The sequence below is a fragment of the Paenibacillus sp. FSL H8-0122 genome (assembly GCF_038005345.1).
Classification (GTDB): domain Bacteria; phylum Bacillota; class Bacilli; order Paenibacillales; family Paenibacillaceae; genus Paenibacillus_AQ.
Genome location: NZ_JBBOTB010000001.1, coordinates 2,074,815 through 2,092,940, shown reverse-complemented (window position 1 = coordinate 2,092,940; position 18,126 = coordinate 2,074,815). Strand labels below are relative to the sequence as shown.

The 18,126-nt window shown below is 53.0% G+C and carries 12 protein-coding genes; 4 read left to right on the top strand and 8 right to left on the bottom strand.

Annotated features, from left to right (window positions below; genetic code table 11):
- The first annotated feature begins 162 nt into the window (after positions 1-162).
- Positions 163-960, top strand: a complete 798-nt coding sequence (locus NSS64_RS09025) for a lipase family protein (protein WP_341139884.1) — start codon at positions 163-165, stop codon at positions 958-960.
- 24 nt (positions 961-984) lie between these two features.
- Here NSS64_RS09025 and NSS64_RS09020 read toward each other — a convergent pair whose 3' ends face one another.
- The 7 genes from NSS64_RS09020 to NSS64_RS08990 all read right to left on the bottom strand — a co-directional run bounded on the left by NSS64_RS09020 (position 985) and on the right by NSS64_RS08990 (position 9,580).
- On the bottom strand, positions 985-2,742 hold the full coding sequence (locus NSS64_RS09020; RefSeq protein WP_341139883.1) for a glycoside hydrolase family 2 protein: 1,758 nt from the start codon (positions 2,740-2,742) through the stop codon (positions 985-987).
- Between the two features lie 153 nt (positions 2,743-2,895).
- Positions 2,896-3,834, bottom strand: a complete 939-nt coding sequence (locus tag NSS64_RS09015; protein WP_341139882.1) for an ArsR/SmtB family transcription factor — start codon at positions 3,832-3,834, stop codon at positions 2,896-2,898.
- Positions 3,835-4,112: 278 nt separating this feature from the next.
- On the bottom strand, positions 4,113-4,838 hold the full coding sequence (locus tag NSS64_RS09010) for an MOSC domain-containing protein (RefSeq protein ID WP_341139881.1): 726 nt from the start codon (positions 4,836-4,838) through the stop codon (positions 4,113-4,115).
- A 257-nt stretch (positions 4,839-5,095) separates the two neighbouring features.
- The gene (locus NSS64_RS09005) at positions 5,096-7,039 is read right to left on the bottom strand and encodes an ABC transporter permease (protein WP_341139880.1); all 1,944 of its coding nucleotides are present in this window, start codon (positions 7,037-7,039) and stop codon (positions 5,096-5,098) included.
- Entirely contained in the window at positions 7,036-7,791 is a 756-nt protein-coding gene (locus NSS64_RS09000; RefSeq protein ID WP_340753012.1) for an ABC transporter ATP-binding protein, read from the bottom strand. The genes NSS64_RS09005 and NSS64_RS09000 overlap by 4 nt, the downstream gene beginning before the upstream one ends.
- A gap of 98 nt (positions 7,792-7,889) precedes the next feature.
- Positions 7,890-8,894 carry a sensor histidine kinase gene (locus NSS64_RS08995; protein ID WP_340939883.1) on the bottom strand — a complete coding sequence of 335 codons (1,005 nt, stop codon included), beginning with the start codon at positions 8,892-8,894 and terminating at the stop codon, positions 7,890-7,892.
- On the bottom strand, positions 8,891-9,580 hold the full coding sequence (locus tag NSS64_RS08990; protein WP_340939881.1) for a response regulator transcription factor: 690 nt from the start codon (positions 9,578-9,580) through the stop codon (positions 8,891-8,893). The genes NSS64_RS08995 and NSS64_RS08990 overlap by 4 nt, the downstream gene beginning before the upstream one ends.
- Before the next feature lie 131 nt (positions 9,581-9,711).
- Between NSS64_RS08990 and NSS64_RS08985 the strand changes: the two genes are divergently transcribed.
- From NSS64_RS08985 to NSS64_RS08975, 3 genes are all read left to right on the top strand, one after another.
- A complete protein-coding gene (locus NSS64_RS08985) occupies positions 9,712-9,960 on the top strand; it encodes a DUF6199 family natural product biosynthesis protein (protein ID WP_341139879.1) in 249 nt (82 codons plus the stop codon).
- A gap of 83 nt (positions 9,961-10,043) precedes the next feature.
- Entirely contained in the window at positions 10,044-10,625 is a 582-nt protein-coding gene (locus NSS64_RS08980) for a LysE family translocator (RefSeq protein ID WP_341139878.1), read from the top strand.
- A gap of 16 nt (positions 10,626-10,641) precedes the next feature.
- Positions 10,642-11,418 (top strand): helix-turn-helix domain-containing protein, encoded by a 777-nt coding sequence (locus tag NSS64_RS08975; RefSeq protein WP_341139877.1) that lies wholly within the window; start codon positions 10,642-10,644, stop codon positions 11,416-11,418.
- A gap of 97 nt (positions 11,419-11,515) precedes the next feature.
- Here NSS64_RS08975 and NSS64_RS08970 read toward each other — a convergent pair whose 3' ends face one another.
- The gene (locus NSS64_RS08970; protein ID WP_341139876.1) at positions 11,516-17,656 is read right to left on the bottom strand and encodes an S-layer homology domain-containing protein; all 6,141 of its coding nucleotides are present in this window, start codon (positions 17,654-17,656) and stop codon (positions 11,516-11,518) included.
- Between the last annotated feature and the right edge of the window lie 470 nt (positions 17,657-18,126).

Genomic DNA, 18,126 nt, shown 5'->3' with positions numbered 1-18,126 from the left:
CCTCCTCCATTCCCGCAATCCCTTACGTTTGCTTTACCTTATATGTATTTGGCAGACAATGGATTAATTATATACGCGGTCCGTCTATGCTGTCACCAGACGAATAGGCACCAATCCCGCCTTCTGATCATACACAGATAGAAAAGAAGGGCGGGATGCGGAATGAATAACAGGACAGATGAAGAAGAGTGGGCGATCTTCCTGGCGGCTGTCTGCGGACAGACCTACACTCAATTTGCCAATGCAGAGGGTGCATTCGTGGTGCCGGAGGGGTTCTCGGCCGTGCACAGCTTCCAGGCGAAATCGATGGGAAATGTCTGGGAGCTGTTCGGCTTCATTCTGGAATCCCCGCAGGAGATCATTGTGGCCTGGCGTGGCAGCATCTCCACAAATGATTGGCTCTCCAACATGAATGCCGCGCAAAAACCGTTCCAATACATTAAAGAGCCCTGCCTGACCCATAGGGGGTTCACGGATATTTATGCATCCGCTCGGGATGCCATTCTCTCCGTGCTTGGTACTCTGTCCCCGGAGAAGACGCTATATGTAACAGGCCATAGCCTTGGCGGGGCACTGGCCACTCTGTGTGCGCTGGATGTTGCTGCCAATTCTGCCTTCATCGCCCCGCGGCTGTATACCTACGGGTCTCCGCGTGTCGGGGACCCGGATTTTGCCAAGGCCTTCAGCCGGTACGTGCGCAGCAGCTACCGCTATGCCAATCTTTTTGACGTCACAACGTATGTTCCGCCAACCGTCTACAAGCTGCCCAAGCAGAAGACCAAATACTATTACACTCATGTTCAGACCCTTAAATCCCTCTCCTTCCAGAATGGCAGCCCTGAGCTGAACCATGTCATCCGTAGTTATTTCGCTGTGCTGAGGAAAACCCGGCCAGACTTCACCACTGCTCTGTGCGCTGCGAACCCCGGGTTCTGTCCGGTCCCGGAGCTGGTCACCTGATCTCCGCTCTGAGGATAGACCTTTCTACCGGTTGATCTTACGAATCTCGTCCAGCGGAATCTTCGGGGTCCGGTCCGCATTCAGCAGTCCGTTCACTTCCTGCTGCACATCCGTAACCTGAGTGTAGCAGTATCCGCAGATGTACGGGGTGTCCTTGATCGCCTGCGTGATGCTGCGGAACCGTTCAATGAAGGCTTCCGTGCTGCTGACCTGCTCCCCATAGCCCCACCCTTCGCCGGTGTCGAAGGCAATGCCGCCGAATTCACTGACTATGACAGGCTGACCCCGGTACTCGTAGCCCTGGGCCATCGCGAATTTCCAGTTATTGAACGAGGAGCTGCCGCCAAGCACGCTGCCGGAATCTGCATAACGCTCTAGCAAGACCGCTCCACTCTCCTCATAATCATGCAGGGTAATAATGTCGCTGACCGTATGCTCCCAGCCGTCATTCACAATAACCGGACGGTTCGGGTCGATGGCCTTGGTCAGATGATAGATGCCTTCCGTGAATTTCTGCTGCCGCTTGTTCGTGTAGATCTGCGGGATGCCCCAGGATTCGTTGAAAGGCACCCACGTAATGACCGAAGGATGGTTATATTGCTGCCGGACAATCTCGGTCCATTCGTTCGTGAACTGCTCCACTGCCTCATCATTGAACTCATAGGTGGCCGCCATCTCCGACCAGACCAGCAGCCCCTTCACATCACACCAGTACAGGAAGCGCGTATCTTCAATCTTCATATGCTTGCGGACACCGTTGTAGCCCATCGCGAGAATCGCGTCAATATCGGCAATCAGCGCCTCCTCCGAAGGCGGGGTCAGGTGGCTGTCCGGCCAATAGCCCTGATCCAGAATCAGCTTCTGATACACCGGCGTGTTGTTGAGCAGCACCTTGCCTTGTTCGATGGAGATTTTGCGGAGTCCGAAGTAGGAATAGACCTGGTCGATCACCTTGTCCCCCTCGTACAGAAGGAACTCTACCTCATACAGCACCGGCGAAGCGGGCGACCACGACTGGAGCTTCCACGGGCCATTCGCTTCATGGGTCAGCTCTACATCCAGCTGCTGCCAAGACCGGTCGATATGCAGCGAGACCTGCTTGAAGGTCTTCTCCTGCGTGCTGATCCGGGTCTCCAGGCGGAGATTCGGGGCTGCCACCTGGGCCTCGTATTCGAAGCGGACCGAGCGGTTATCGAGATCCGGGGTGATTTTGACAGACTTGAGATACGAAGGGGATACATACTCCAGCCACACACTTTGCCAGATTCCCGTCGTCTGCACGTAGAAGCACTCGAAATTGTCATCCACCCAGCGCTGCTTGCCCCGGGGCTGTGTGCAGCTCTGGCTGTCCTCTGCCTTGACGGTCAGACGGTTCACCGCTCCGGCACCCGTGTTCAGATAATCGGTAATATCCAGCGAGAACGCCGCATACCCGCCCCGGTGCCCCCCGGCATAGCTGCCGTTCACCCACACCTTCGCCACGTGGTCTACCGCCTGGAAGTTCAGCAGGACCCGCTTGTTGCCCATGCCCTCTTGCAGCTGCAATTCCCGCTCATACCATACATACGGATGGAACACGGTCTCACCGATTCCGCTGGCCTCCGTCTCATACGTGAACGGAACCTGAATCTTCAGATCACCCTTCAGCGCCTCGTACCACTTCTTCCGTTCACCGGCGTTGTCATCGTCATACCGGAAATCCCATTCCCCGTTCAAGCTCTGCCAGGCGTCACGGACGAACTGCGGCCGCGGATAATCCTTGATATAGTGCCGGGTTGTCATGGTAATACGCACGCTCCTTATGAACAATAATTTTGTTTTAATACAATAAATATGTATTAATTATTACAGAATCCGCTGAGATGTCAATGGCGACGCAAAAAAAGAACCGAAGCCAAAGCTCCAGGTTCTTCGCTAATCCCTATGTTATTCATCCTAAGGCTCCACGCTATAAAAAATCTTCATCACCAGGTCCTGCTCATAATCGCCGAACTTTTTGCCGAACAGGTTCATGCCGCCCTTGAAGACTGCATTCTCCTTCACGCCCAGCCGCAGATCCACGTGGTTCTGCCTTGTGAGACCCAGCTGCTCCAGATTAACAGCGGATAGCTCCTGGTGGTCGATGGTACTGCGTGTGTCATCTACACTCCAGGTCTTGAGTGCGCCGAACTGGGTTCCCGTATCTATCCACCACGAGGGATTCAGCTTCCCGCGTCTGCCGCCGAAGTCGCCGGGCGAGGTCCAGGTCCCCACCTCCACCTGGTTAATCCAGAGCGTAATATCCGAAGGCCAGTCATTCTCGTAATTCGGTGCCTCCGAGCAGATCTCCATGGAGAACTGAATCCGGTGAAGCACCGCTCCTTGCGGAATTTCCAGCGGATAGCGGTATTCGAGATAACCTTTGCGCAGCCAGAGCAGCTGGGCCTGTACCCGGTCCGGATGAAAAAATCCCGCCGGTGAATCTTCCGAAATAATTGGACCGTTCTCACTGACCATCCCGCAGGTAGGCGCCACTTCGCAGGCTGTGAAATTGCCGATCGGCATGGATATCTCATAGCAATATTCGCCTTGACCGGCTTGCAGGCGGCGCTGCGGAGCATTGATCGTGATCTTGATGTCATCATAAATCCGGCTGCATACCTTCATCGCCCCGCGTGAAGCGGGCAACAGCTCCGTCTCAATCAGCCCTGCCTGCTCAAGCACCTTCACATTGGAGGCTGCCGTGGATACCGGAATCTCCAGCGCCTCCGCCAGCTCCGCCACATTCATTCTCCGGCTGTTAAGCAGCGCCAGCATTCTGAGTCTTAGCTCCGTAGAGAGCGCGTGTGTCACCTTCACCAGCTCATCCGCATGCTCCATGGACAACTCCAGCATATCTTTCACCCCATTTAGCTGTCCGTAATTACATATCCTGCACGAATTGCAACATTCCCCGGATCTAACTCCCGCTAACCCGAGAATATTGCATAAAATGCAGCAATTCCTTCGCATAAGGCAGTTATTCCAGACAATTCCTGCAATCTGTGCAACAATTCTCCCAACGGTGCCGCTGCTGAGATATCAAAGTTGTAAAACTTACAACATTATAGTCGCTAAAGACATTATGTAGGTGACCGCCCACCTTTGGCAAGAGCGTAGGACTTCTGTCCAGCTTAGCTATCCAGCATCACTACCTGATCGCCCAGCCGGACCTCTCCCGGAGTGATAACGGAAGCGTAGACGCCGAACTGCTGCTTCAGCTCTTTGTGGACTTGCTTCAGCAGCGAGCTATCCCGCTCCAGCGTATCCGGATCGGTCGTAATCATCACGCAGCGCTCACAATAGCTATCCACTTGCAGCACTGTACTGCCAATCGACAGACGGCGGCCGAGCCACTCTTCCTCCCCCAGCGAGTCCTCACTCACTTCCACGAGGAAGTTGCCCCGGAAGCGGCGCTGGTCTATGGGCTTGCCCCACATCGCCTCCAGGTTCTTCAGACTCTTGTCGGTCACCAGCAGAATACTTGCCCCATCTACCGATAATAGCTCCGGGTACTGCTCCTCCGGGTGTGGTGCCATGAACTCAGACATGGTAATTTGGGTGGAAGTCAGACTTTGAATTTCATTCAGCAGCTCCCGATCCCAGCCGAACACCCGGCCATCCGCAGCCGTTACACGGATATCTTCCCCCGTATACTCCGCCTTATAAGACATCATCTTCGGAATCTTCCGGGCAGTAATATACTGTGACCAGTCTTTTTTGGTCATATCATAAAAGGAACAATACCGGTCCCCCTCCACTCCGTAAGATACAACCTTACAGGCCTCCAGTGCCTCTCCTGCAAAGGATTTTACCGGATAACGGTTAATCGATTTAATCTCCCCAACTGTAACTGACACGCCCCCACCTCTTCTGTCTATAATCTGATAGCTCTGCTACTTTTACTGTAGCGGCTTTAACTTCTGAATCTCTTCTACGGAAAGCCCTATTGCCGGGCGATAACATTTGGTCTGCTCCGTTTCGGTCTTATTATACCATTATCGCTGCCTGTTTTGCGTAAGGCAAGAGCTGAACCCTTATGAACTTGCAACAATATAATTACATACACGCAAAAAGAAAAGGACAGCCCCAAGGCTATCCTCATCATTGCATATAATTACAGGGATTCCCGGATTACCCGCTTGTAATACAGGACGGACAGAAGGCCGAAGATGGAATACAGCACGGTATACAGCCCCATAACGACGAACATCGGAGTAAGCATCTCGGTCCCGAAGAAGAACCAGCCGGATTTTACCGCAAAATAACTGTGGCACAGGCCGATTACCAGCGGAATACCGAAATTGAACAGCTGCTTGAACCGGATGCCGCTCAGGAGATCCCCTTGGGTGAAGCCCAGCTTGCGCAGGATCGTATATCCCTCCCGCTCCTCCTCGCTCTCATCCATCTGCTTGAAATAGAGAATACAGCCGGAGGTGATCAGGAACGTCAGGCCCAGGAATCCGACAATGAACATAATGAGACCCATATTGGTCCGCTGGTTGAACTCAAATTCATATTGCGAGAAGCTTTGCAGCTCCGGCTTGTGCTGTGTATAAATCTCATAAGCCTGCTTGGCCTGCGAGGACCCGGTAAGATTGATACCGTAATAGATTCCTTCGCCGCTCACTCTTTTTTGCTCATCCGGATCTTTATGCTGAAGCAATTCCTGGAAGACTGAATCATCCACCACGAACACCCCCAGGATCCCTCCGCCAAAATAATACGGCAGCACAGACTGCTCAGACAAACCTGTAAGCTGCTGCTTAATGACCCCACCCTTGATATACAAGTCCAATTCACCGCGATCCTTCAGCTTCAGCATGGTTTGCTTCGTAGTTGTGTAACCCATAATCCGTACCTCGCCCGGCTGCAAATCCATGTTTTTCAGACTGCTCTCACTAATCACGGTAGCCAATAGACTGGTGTCATTGTTGGAGAAATTTTTAGTATCCACGACCTCCTTAAGATCCACCTCTACCTGCACCGTTGGAATCTCCAGCGTGGTATAACCTATGCCAGCCTGATCCAGCGCCTCCCGGAATCCTGTCTCATCGGCCTTCTGAAGGAAGCCGTAATCATGCGGCGAGCTCTCACGCGCGGAGGACTCCACCGAATAATACGAGATATAACTCAGAGAGAGCAGGCCGATCGCCAGCGCGGATACCGTGGTGATGACCGTCAGCAGAAGGGCATTCGATTTCATCCGGAACATAATGGAAGAGAGTGATAATACCTCCCGAATGGACAGGTAGCCCTTCTTCCTGCGGCGGATGAGATTGAAGAGAAAGCTGACCGAGCCTTTGTAGAACAGATAGGTTCCGATAATCACCAGGGCGAGGATGGCAATCATTGCGTACATCAGCCCGTTCATACCCGTGAATCTGCCGCTGAACAGCTCCCCGGACACATAATACCCTCCGCAGATGCTGCCAATCCCGAGCAGGCCGATCACAACCTCCCACAGCGACATTCTCTGAATACGTGTCTGGGAAGTGGCCGTAGCCTTGAACAGCGACAGAATGCTCTGGGCCCGGATGAAGGTGTAATTCATGATCATAATCAGCACGTACACAGCGGCAAAAACAAGCACCGTCCGCTGCAGGGCCTCGGGGGAGAAGCGCAGCGCAGCGACCTGATCGACCTCCAGGATTTTGAACAGAATCATCAGGATCAGCCGTGACATCACGAACCCTGCACCGATCCCCGCGAACATCGATCCGAAATATAGAATCAGATTCTCGGCGCTCAGCAGCACGAAGATTCTGCTCTTGGTCAGCCCGATCAGCTGGAACAGCCCGATCTCCTTACTGCGGCGCTTGATGAAGATGGTGTTCGCATACAGCAGGAAGATGGCCACAATCGCAACCAGCAGGACGGAGGACGCGCCGATAGCAGCCCCGCCTTTGATCGAACCGCTGACCTCGTGCATGGCCGGGTCGAACTGCAGCGTCACGAAGGAGAAGTACAGGGCCACACTGAAAATAAGCGCGAACACGTAGAGATAATAGTTCTTAATGTTCTTTTTGAGGTTCCGCAGGATAATATAATTCAGACTCATTGTGTGACACCGCCAAGTACGCCCTGAGTGCTGATAATATCACCCAAGAAGGATTGCCGCGATTCCTCCCCCTTGTTCAGCTGGGTGTAGATTTGCCCGTCCCGGATGAAGACGACACGGCTGCAGTAGCTTGCGGCCACAGCATCATGCGTAACCATGACAATGGTGGCTTCACGCTTGCTGTTCATGGCGGCCAGCTTGTTCAGCAGATCGGACGCAGATTTGGAATCCAAGGCTCCAGTAGGCTCATCGGCAAAAATAATGCTCGGATCATGCACGAATGCCCGCGCCGCCGACGTACGCTGCTTCTGCCCGCCGGAGATTTCCGCCGGATATTTGTCCTTCAGCTCATAAATTCCCAGCTCGCCCGCCACCTGGTCGAATTTCTGGTGCGCCTCCTTCTTGGACATGCCTGTAATCGACAGCGGCAGCATGATATTCTCCTTGACGGTCAAGGTGTCGAGCAGATTGTAATCCTGGAAAATAAACCCGAGATGATGCTTGCGGAACTCGGCGAGCTGCTTCTCCTTCATCCCGGTGAATTCCTTGCCCTCAATTTCGATTGTGCCCTTGCTTACCCGGTCAATGGAGGACAATACGTTCAGAAGCGTCGTTTTGCCGGACCCGGACGGACCCATGATTCCGACGAATTCGCCCTTGTCCACCTGAAGATCAATGCCCCTCAGGACTTCCTGTTTATTGAATTTGTTACCATAGGTTTTATAGATTTTGTTAGCCTGCATAATAAGCATCTGTTCCCCACTCCTTTTCTATAGCTCTATCATAAGCGGGTGGATGATTATTCTCCTGCGCTTCGCCGAACAAATGGAACAGGCATGTGACACTATTGTCACATCCCTGTCAGCCGCTGAAAGTCATTTTCCCTTGGAAAAGTCAGCGTAAATACACTCCCCTGCCCAAGCACGGAAGCAGCGTGAAGTCTAATCAGCAGCGGCTCCGCAACCTGCCGGGTCAGGTACAGCCCCATGCCCGTAGCTGCCCCCTCCTGGCGGAAGCGCGATGAGGTGAAGCCCTTATCGTAGATCCGCGGCAGATCCCTGGGGTCAATTCCCTGTCCGCTGTCTTCAATGACAAGCACAACATGGCCGCCCTCCTCACTGCTCCGGATGAAGATATCGGAGGCTTCGCTGTATTTCACAGCATTGGTCAGGAGCTGCCGCAGCATGAAGGCCAGCCATTTACCGTCTGTCAGTACCGTTTCAGCTTCAAGCTCCACATCGAACCCGATGCGTTTGGAGATGCACCAGGATTTCAATGCCCGGATCTCCTTATTAAGAATAGGAGCAAGACCGACCTTCTCAATGAACAGATCATTGCGGATGAAGGGAATCCGCTTCTGGTGCAGCTGCTGGTCGAGCAGATGGTGAATCCGCAGCCATTCGTACATCATCTGTCTTTGCAGGGTCTCGTCCGGCAGGCGCTCTATCATCAGCTGCATAGCAGTCAGCGGGGTCTTGACCTCATGTATCCAGGCCAGCAGCTCGTCCTTCTCCGATTCCAGCAGCCCGACATTCACGGAGGATTCGCGCTTGTAACGGTCCGTCTGGGCGCTCACCGCCTCGTGGACGAGCCGCTCCATCGGACTGCCCGGCTCCAGGACCGCCTGCAGCTCATAGATCTGATCCCAAGAGGCAAGGCTCTTGTAGAACCGGGTCTCCCGGGAATACCTCAGGAAGACGAAGGCCAGGCAAAGCAGCGTATTGAGGAGCACAATGTACAGGACCGGCAGCAGCGGGATGGCAGAATCAATATAGGCCACGAATATAATAATCAGCTGGAGGGCGGCCAGCAGGAGCAGCCAGCTCCGCTTCTCGGTGATGTATTTCCTTATCATTCTGCCGCCTCTTCAGTCGCCATATACCCTTGCCCCACCTTAGTCTCTATGTAGGCATCCAGACCGAGCGGCTCCAGCTTCTTGCGCAGCCGGTTCACATTCACAGTCAGCGTATTATCGCTGACAAAATGCTCGTTGTCCCACAGGCTGGTGATGATCTCCTCACGCTCTACAATAGTGTTTTTACGCTCCAGCAGGATTTTGAGAATCAGCATCTCATTCTTGGTCAGCAGAGCCGCTCCCCCGCTGCCCGTGACCGTATTCTTCACGAACTCAATTGCCGCTCCGCGCCAGGTCTTCAGCTCCGTGCCTTCCTTGGCATAATTATAGACCCGGCGGAGGATGGCCTGAATCTTGGCAATCAGCACCTCGAAGTGGAACGGCTTCTGAATGAAATCATCGGCCCCAAGCTGCATCGACATCACCATATCGCTTGGATGGTCCCGGGAGGAGAGGAAGATAATCGGCACCTTGGAGTGGCTGCGCAGAATCCGGCACCAATGGAAGCCGTCGAACTGCGGCAGCTGGATATCAATCACCACCAGATCCGGCTTGACCTCCGAGAACTCCTGCAGTACCTTACCGAAATTTGTAATTCCGTACACCTCATAGGACCATTGGGCAAGTCTCTCCCTGATCTCCCCGAACAGGGTGATATCATCTTCGATTAGCATTATTTTGAACACAAAGGACTCTCCTTCAGAAGAAATACTATCGGACTATTATACTTCACGTTTATTATATTTGTGAAACCTCCCCTTAACCAAGTAACGTATTAGATATAAACGGCGACAAATTTGAACCTACTGAGGAGCTGATGATCATCGAAACTTTTAGCGCAATCTTCATCTTGTTATTTGGAATTGCAGTTAACTTATTTAGCTTATATGTGCGCAAAAACCCTACCTTCACCTGGCAGGCGAGTGAGGGCTGGAAAATGAAAGGTGATAGTGAACCCAGTGACGCCTACATCAGCTCCATGCGCTTCAGAGGGGCCGTGGGCTTATGGATGGGATCTTTCCTGATGGTGATGGGGATATTGACACTGTGGAGTTCTCTTAGCTAAAGGAATAGCGGATTGCAATAATGTACTATAGCGATTCGCAGCCCCGGTGTATATTCATGGAACTACTTTCACCGGAGGTCATCATGAATATCCTTTCCTTTATCATCTATTGTATTGTGGTTACCTTCACACCCGGCCCGACCAATATTGTGATCCTCTCCTCTGTGCAGCATCATGGGGCCAGGAAAACAATGGGATATGTCGGCGGAGCCACACTCGCGTTCGGACTGCTCCTTGCCGCATCCGCTCTGCTGAACCGCCTGCTTGCTGACATCCTTCCGCATATACTCGGTGTCATGCAGATCATCGGCAGCCTGTATATGCTCTACCTCGCTTATCAGGTGTACAGGATGGGCCGTTCTGAAGCGGCAGGCCAGCAGGCCTCAGGCTTCCTCTCCGGGCTGCTGACGCAGTTCGCCAATCCGAAGTTACTGCTGTTCACGCTGACGGTTATCCCGGGTTATGTCATGCCCTACTATAGCTCGCCCGCAGCTTCCTTCATCTTCGTCATCGTCATTACGGTGATCGGTTTCCTGGCTTTCACAGCCTGGGTCGTCTTCGGCTCCGTATTCAAGAGCTTTTTGGAGCGGCATCAGATGCTGATGAATAGTATAATGGCTCTGTTTCTAGTATACTCTGCTGTAATGGTATCCGGAATTTTATAGAACGGCGGTGGTCAGGATGGAGCAATTCAATTACAGGAAGTCTGCCGAGATCCTCGCCTTATCGGCCAGCATGACGGATTTCACCTACAAAAAACATTGCCACGAAGAATACGCCGTCGGCGTTACCCTGCGTGGCATTCAGCAATATACACTGGACGGCACCCGGCAGGCTTCGCACAGGAATGGTGTCATGCTGTTTAACCCGGAGCAGGTTCATGACGGCAGCTCTTATGACCGGGCAGGCATTGACTACATCATGCTGTATATCAAGCCGGACCTGATGACAGAGATTGTGGGCCAACAGGAACTTCGCTTCGCCACTCCTATCGTCTATGACAGGGAGCTGGCGCATTGTATCTGTAATCTCAGACACGCTGTCCAGAGCAGTGCCGATGAGTCACTTAGCAGCGAACTGCTTATCCGGCTCGCCAACCGCTTGTCCCATACGGAAATACAGACCGCACGGCGCATGAACAATGCTTTTGCCACCAAAGCCAAAGAAATGATGTACTGCAGCCTGGACCATGTACTGAAACTCGACGATCTCGCGCGCGAGTTCAATCTATCCAAATACCAGTTCATCCGCGAGTTCAAAGCTCATACCGGAACCTCGCCCTATCAATTCTTCCTGAACTGCAAGGTCGAGCATGCCAAGCAATTCATCGAGAAGAACAAGGATATCTATGCCGCTGTGGCCGAATTCGGCTTCACGGACCTGACCCATCTGAACCGGCATTTCAAAAGTGTGTATGGCATCACGGCCCATGAGTATAGGCTGCATCTGCAAAATTAAGCCGGAGCCCATACGAAAGATCATCTGATGAAGCATTCCAATAAAAGAAGGGCTGCCCCCGTCATCCTCATGACTTGGACAGCCCTTCCTTATTTATTTATGGCTTGATCATCATCTCGCCGCCTTCCGGCCGGCTTGTGTAGTTATGATCCCGTGAAGCTTCCTCAATCTGATGGAACGCCCAGTGGATCATCGGCACATCGGACCATACTGGCACGGTCTCACCGTACAGCGGCCCTCTTTCCAGAATCCGGTTGAACACAGTTACCCCCTCGGCACGGGTCAAGGCTTTGTCCGGCTGGAAGCTGCCATTCAGCATCCCTTCCATATAACCGGCCTCTTTCGTTTGGCCGATTGCCTTCTCCGCCCAATGGCCAAGAGCATCGTTATAGCTGTGTTCTCCTGTACCTGAGAGTGCTTTCCAGCGCGCAATGATGACTGCCATTTCCGCTCTGGTGATGCTCTGCTCCGGTCTGAAGCTTCCGTCTGTCATGCCCTTCATTAGTCCGGCACCTGTAACCTGACGGATAGCTTCTGCTGCCCAGTGGCTGCCTGAGACATCCGAATATGGGGCTGCGTCTGCACCTTGCAGCGCCAGCACCCGGTAGAGAATCATGGCTACCTGTGCTCTGGTCAGCGCGTTCTCCGGCTTAAACGTTCCGTCCGGCATACCGACCATATAAGCGCGGTGGCTTCCGTCTGCTCCGTTGTCCAGATTAAGAATAGTGAAGGTGCTGAACTTCCCGATTGGGAAAGTCAGGCCCAGCTTGTTGTCCCCGTAAGCTACAACTGCGGGCTTCACCAATTCCCGTTCTCCGTCACTGTGCTCAATGAACACAGCCAGCTTCGACAGATAAGCTTCTCTTGCACGTGCCTCTGCCGGTACATGACTGCTGTCGAGCGGCAGGGTGATTGTTACCGGGCGGCTTGTCATATTGGTTTCAATCGTTATTGGACGATCTACTACATAGACGTTGCCATTGTTCAGTGCCTTGCGGACAATCTGCTCCGTTCTGGCCCGTTCTTCTACCTGCTTGCGCTCGCTTTCCTGTTTGACAGGAATCAGGTGGAAATACAGGTTCGGATTCAGGCCGCTGAGCGAGGCATTCGGAATGGTAATCATGCCGTTATCAGTATAGATTTCCAGGTTTAGGCCAGCGTCTTGTACAGCCTTCACTGCCGCATCCGGCAGCTCCACACGGACATCTTTTACGATATCCTGTTTGTCCGGAATAAGAATACGTACGCTTGGCGAATGGGCTGCCAAGGTCTTTTCAACAGCTTCAAGAGCTTTGGCCGTTGTAAACGTCACTTTATCGCTCTTGCTGCCATCATTATTTGTAGTTCTTTCAATTTCTGTTTTGGCAACAATTCCATAGCCAATGGCCTCAACATCTACAGTTATTCTCTCTATTACCGGTAGAGCCGGTGTAGGTGTATTAGAAGGGACATAAGGTGTCTGAGAAGGCTCATTAGGCGCGGATTGGCGTCTCACGGTAACCGTGTACGTTTTTTCGCTGCCATCCGTTTCCCGAACTACGATGGTTACGGTATTATCGCCTACATTCAGAGTCACCGCAGCACTAGCTTGCCCCGTCCCGGCCGCCTGGCCGTTAACCGTAATGGCTGCGTCCGGATGAGCGGCTGCCAATGTCAGTTGAAGCTCGGAGACCTTGTACTCCACATTAAGACTGTACTCGTACACGCTCGCCGTCACATTGGGTTGAATCGCACCAGCCGATGGCGTAATGCTTGCCAGACCGCTCTTGGGAACCAATGCCCGGTAAGCCGCCTGCAATGCTTCCAGTGCAGTGTCCACTTCCGCCTGCGTGGCCGTGGCGCTTGCCAGTACTGCTTGCGCGTCGGTCAGCTTGGACTCGTAGCTCGCCCAGCTTGCTGGCGTGTAGGTCTCCTTGTCCAGAATAGCGGACAAGTCCACTTCCGCTTGCAGCTTGCTCTTATCCACTACTGGTACCACAGGCACTTCCACCAGCGCTTCACGTGCTGCTGTCAGTTCTGCCAGTGCTGTGTCCACTTCCGCTTGTGTAGCCGTGGAACTCGTAAGCACCGCTTGCGCGGTAGTCAGCTTGGACTCGTAACTCGTCCAGCTTCCAGGTGTGTAGTCTTCCTCATCCAATGTGGAAGACACATCCACTTCCGCTTGCAGCTTGCTCTTGTCCACCACTGGCTTCAGCACCAGCGCTTCACGCGCTGCGGTCAGCTCCGCCAGCGCCGTGTCCACTTCGGCTTGTGTAGCCGTGGCGTTACCGAGCACCGCTTGCGCGGTGGTCAGCTTGAACTCGTATTCCGTCCAGCTTCCAGTTGTGTAGTCTTCCTCATCCAATGTGGAAGACACATCCACTTCCGCTTGCAGCTTACTCTTGTCTGGCTTCAGCACCAGCGCTTCGCGCGCTGCGGTCAGCTCTGCCAGTGCCGTGTCCACTTCCGTTTGTGTAGCCGGGGAACTCGTAAGCACCGCTTGCGCGGTAGTCAGCTTGGACTCGTATTCCGTCCAGCTTCCAGGTGTGTAGTCTTCCTCATCCAACGTGGAAGACAAATCCACTTCCGCTTGCAGCTTGCTCTTGTCTGGTTTCAGTACCAGCGCTTCACGTGCTGCTGTCAGCTCCGCCAGTGCCGTGTCCACTTCGGCTTGCGTAGCCGTGGCGTTACCGAGCACCGCTTGCGCGGTGGTCAGCTTGGACTCGTAACTGGTCCAGCTTCCAGGTGTATAGTCTTCCTCATTCAATGTGGAAGACACATCCACTTCCGCTTGTAGCTTGCTCTTATCCACCACTGGTTTCAGCACCAGCGCTTCACGTGCTGCTGTCAGTTCTGCCAGTGCTGTGTCCACTTCCGCTTGTGTAGCCGTGGAACTCGTAAGCACCGCTTGCGCGGTGGTCAGCTTGGACTCGTAACTCGTCCAGCTTCCAGGTGTGTAGTCTTCCTCAATCAGCGTGGAAGACAAATCCACTTCCGTTTGCAGCTTACTCTTGTCTGGCTTCAGCACCAGCGCTTCACGCGCTGTGGTCAGCTCCGCCAGCGCCGTGTCCACTTCAGCCTGTGTGGCCGTGGCGTTACCCAGCACCGCTTGCGCGGTAGTCAGCTTGGACTCGTAACTCGTCCAGCTTCCAGGTGTGTAGTCTTCCTCATCCAATGTGGAAGACACATCCACTTCCGCTTGCAGCTTACTCTTGTCCACCACTGGTTTCAGCACCAGCGCTTCACGTGCTGCGGTCAGCTCCGCCAGTGCCGTGTCCACTTCCGCTTGTGTAGCCGTGGAACTCGTAAGCACCGCTTGCGCGGTAGTCAGCTTGGACTCGTATTCCGTCCAGCTTCCAGGTGTGTAGTCTTCCTCGGCCAGCGTGGAAGACAAGTCCACTTCCGCTTGCAGCTTGCTCTTGTCCACCACTGGTTTCAGCACCAGCGCTTCACGCGCTGCGGTCAGCTCCGCCAGCGCCGTGTCTACTTCAGCCTGCGTGGCCGTCGCATTACCCAGCACCGCTTGCGCGGTGGTCAGCTTGGACTCGTAACTCGTCCAGCTTCCAGTTGTATAGTCTTCCTCATCCAATGTAGAAGACAAATTCACTTCCGCTTGCAGCTTACTCTTGTCTGGCTTCAGCACCAGCGCTTCACGCGCTGCGGTCAGCTCTGCTAGCGCCGTGTCCACTTCCGCTTGTGTAGCCGTGGAACTCGTAAGCACCGCTTGCGCGGTGGTCAGCTTGGACTCGTAATTCGTCCAGCTTCCAGGTGTGTAGTCTTCCTCGTCCAACGTGGAAGACACATCCACTTCCGCTTGCAGCTTGCTCTTGTCCACCACTGGCTTCAGCACCAGTGCTTCACGCGCTGCGGTCAGCTCCGCCAGCGCCGTATCCACTTCCGCTTGTGTAGCCGTGGAACTCGTAAGCACCGCTTGCGCGGTAGTCAGCTTGGACTCGTAACTCGTCCAGCTTCCAGGTGTGTAGTCTTCCTCGGCCAATGTGGAAGACAAATCCACTTCCGCTTGCAGCTTGCTCTTGTCTACTACAGTAATTGTTTTGGAGGCCATGTTGGTTTTTCCGTTTTTGGCCGAAGTCACTTCTACCGTGTATTTGCCATACGGCAGTGCCGCTTCCGGCTTAAAGCTCCATGTGCCATCCGCATTCACAGTAACTGCGGGAGTTCCGATGGTTTTACCGTCCTCATCTTTGATGACTGCCGTTACTGTAGCCCCAGGATCTGTCGTTCCCTGGAACTCCGGCTTGGGATCGGTTACCGTCTCTCCGCCCGGAGCTGTGATCTCAATTGCGGGCACCGGAAGATTAACCGTAATCCCCTTGGTGGCAACTGCAGATTTCACACCTTTGGTTGCTGTCGCCTCAACGGTGTACTCCCCATCGTGTAAGTCGCTGCCCGGGGTGAACGACCATGTCCCATCCGCTTCGACGACAGCATTTCCGCCTGCGCCAGTTACGATCTGTCCATCTTTATCCCTGATTACAATTGCTACGGCAGAACCCTCTTCAGCCTCTCCTGTAATCTCAGGTTTAGGTACATTGACCGGACTCCCCGCAGGCTGGGTGATCTTAAGTGAATCAATGAATTGATCCCTTGGACTGACCGCAAACGGCTTAGCAGGGGCTCCGTAAGTGCTCTTGAGCGAACCCGTGCCATCATAGGACACGTTCACCGTTTTCCCTTTAACATCCGTACCCTCAGGCAGCGTCAAAATCAGCTTCTTGGAATCGGCAGAGTCCACTCTGTAGGTGAGGCTGCTTATAGGCACGGCTGTGCCTCCAATCTCAACAATGAAGCCTGCCAGATTGTCCGTGGTCATCTCCTGGTCGAAGGCCAGCACGATCTCATGTCCATCCTCCGCAATTTGTTCCAGCAGAGAGTTCTGAAGCTCAGGAGCCTCTGCCGCAAAAGTGAAGTATTGCCCATCCTTGAGCGTCACCTTCGCAGCATAGTGAGCTTTATTGGCAAGTGTGATTGAACTGAGCTCATACTCAGTGGCTTGTGCGAAGTCCGTGTCCGTATCGCTCACCAGCAGCTTTACGGCTCCCGGGGCAGCCGATGCAGGAATGGCGATTTCCACCTCTCCCACATCACCATTATTCTGAACCTTCCAGATCCGCTGGGCCAGATACCAATCCGTCGAGCCAAGCTGTTCAGTGAATTTAACAGGTTTGCCATTATCGCCCCAGATGAGGTATTGCCTATCAGCAAGCGCAGCCGTATTTCCGCTGTTTGCTTCAGCAAGTCCGCCCAGACCGATTGCGACTTGTGTGTCTTTATTAATGCTTCGGCTTTGCTTCTGGTCCAGCTCCTCCAGAATGTCTTTGCCAAGGCCCGCCACATTGTGATGATACGCCGCGTTGGCCGTCTTGCTCCACAGGAGAGTACCATCCGTACCAATGTAGTCATGGTCTAAAGTGATGCCGTATTTTACAGCAAGATATGTCTCAATCTTCGCTGCATCAGCACTTGTGATGGTTTCATATAAAATAATTTCCGCTACTTCCGCATTCAGACCTGTCCAGTTATTACTATTGGGTGCATTCGTAGCTCCGATCACAGGTATGAACGTGAATGGAGTAAAAGTTGTCGATTGAAATCTTACATTTTTGTTCTGACCATCAATACTGGCAGTATGAGCAGCATCTCCTATTTCGTAATTAACAAGCTGGTAACGATCCCGTATATTGGAACTAGCGTAGCTATATACCTTTTCTCTACCAGGACCGTTACTAATATCTGACCCATATCCGCCCATAACGATAACTCCGTTGGAAGGTTTAAGATCGGAACTGCCTACGAGAGTGCCTGCACTACCCGCTTCAGGCCATTTGTAAACGGCATATCCGGACTGGAATGTTATATTTTTATCACCGAGTAATTTCGCCGATGAATTATAATGGGACCAGTTCGCCGGATTGGCAAACTTCACACTCGGATTAAAATTCACTCCGCTTTCATTGTACTGCGGAACTTTTGCCCCATTAGGAAGGTCGAGCGTGAACGCCACAGGGTTAGGAGAACGATCCTGCCAGCCTGTCAATCCTCCATTTGTAGCCGCTGCGCCATCATCCGCCTTCAGCCATAATACCGGCGCCTGAAGACTTCCGCCTGGAGTTCCGCTGGCCGCGTGCACCTTCGATGTCACAACTGCCGAAGAGAAACCGCTGGCCACCAGTGTCAGCGACAGCAAGGCTTTCGCCGGCCTGCTCCACCAGCCTTTTCGTTTTGCATGAGATTCCATCTTTCACCTTCCGCCCCTTCTATAGTCCTTGTTTGAAACTCGAAGAGATAAAAAGGCAGACGGTTCCTTTGTGTAAATCGCCATTTCGAGCTCCAAACAGAACTCTTTGTAGTAGTAAATACAAATCCGGCAACTTCAACTCTGCTAACCTCTGAATCTTTCAGCAAGCTCAGCGTTCTTCCGTCCATGGCAATACCGCCATGCTTCAGCGGCAGCACTTCAAGATCGCTCTGATGAATCCCTCCTTTGACCTGCTGTTTTAAGAAATGCTGACAATGGGTCAGACTGCTCAGGGGAAGAACGCAGACGGTCACACATGCATTTAACTTAACCCGTTCCCGGACCTAAGCCATACTGGCACACAGAATAGTGCCTCCAACTATGTTAATTAGTGCATGTGAACAAAATCTGAACATTTTCGACAAAACGGTGGTTTTTTATACCAAAATCTCATATCACCCTATGAAATA

Bases quoted from the DNA above. Each gene is read 5' to 3' on its own strand.
- NSS64_RS09025 (WP_341139884.1), top strand. From the start codon at position 163: ATGAATAACAGGACAGATGAAGAAGAGTGGGCGATCTTCCTGGCGGCT.
- NSS64_RS09020 (WP_341139883.1), bottom strand. From the start codon at position 2,742: ATGACAACCCGGCACTATATCAAGGATTATCCGCGGCCGCAGTTCGTC.
- NSS64_RS09015 (WP_341139882.1), bottom strand. From the start codon at position 3,834: ATGCTGGAGTTGTCCATGGAGCATGCGGATGAGCTGGTGAAGGTGACA.
- NSS64_RS09005 (WP_341139880.1), bottom strand. From the start codon at position 7,039: ATGAGTCTGAATTATATTATCCTGCGGAACCTCAAAAAGAACATTAAG.
- NSS64_RS09000 (WP_340753012.1), bottom strand. From the start codon at position 7,791: ATGCTTATTATGCAGGCTAACAAAATCTATAAAACCTATGGTAACAAA.
- NSS64_RS08995 (WP_340939883.1), bottom strand. From the start codon at position 8,894: ATGATAAGGAAATACATCACCGAGAAGCGGAGCTGGCTGCTCCTGCTG.
- NSS64_RS08985 (WP_341139879.1), top strand. From the start codon at position 9,712: ATGATCATCGAAACTTTTAGCGCAATCTTCATCTTGTTATTTGGAATT.
- NSS64_RS08980 (WP_341139878.1), top strand. From the start codon at position 10,044: ATGAATATCCTTTCCTTTATCATCTATTGTATTGTGGTTACCTTCACA.
- NSS64_RS08975 (WP_341139877.1), top strand. From the start codon at position 10,642: ATGGAGCAATTCAATTACAGGAAGTCTGCCGAGATCCTCGCCTTATCG.
- NSS64_RS08970 (WP_341139876.1), bottom strand. From the start codon at position 17,656: ATGGAATCTCATGCAAAACGAAAAGGCTGGTGGAGCAGGCCGGCGAAA.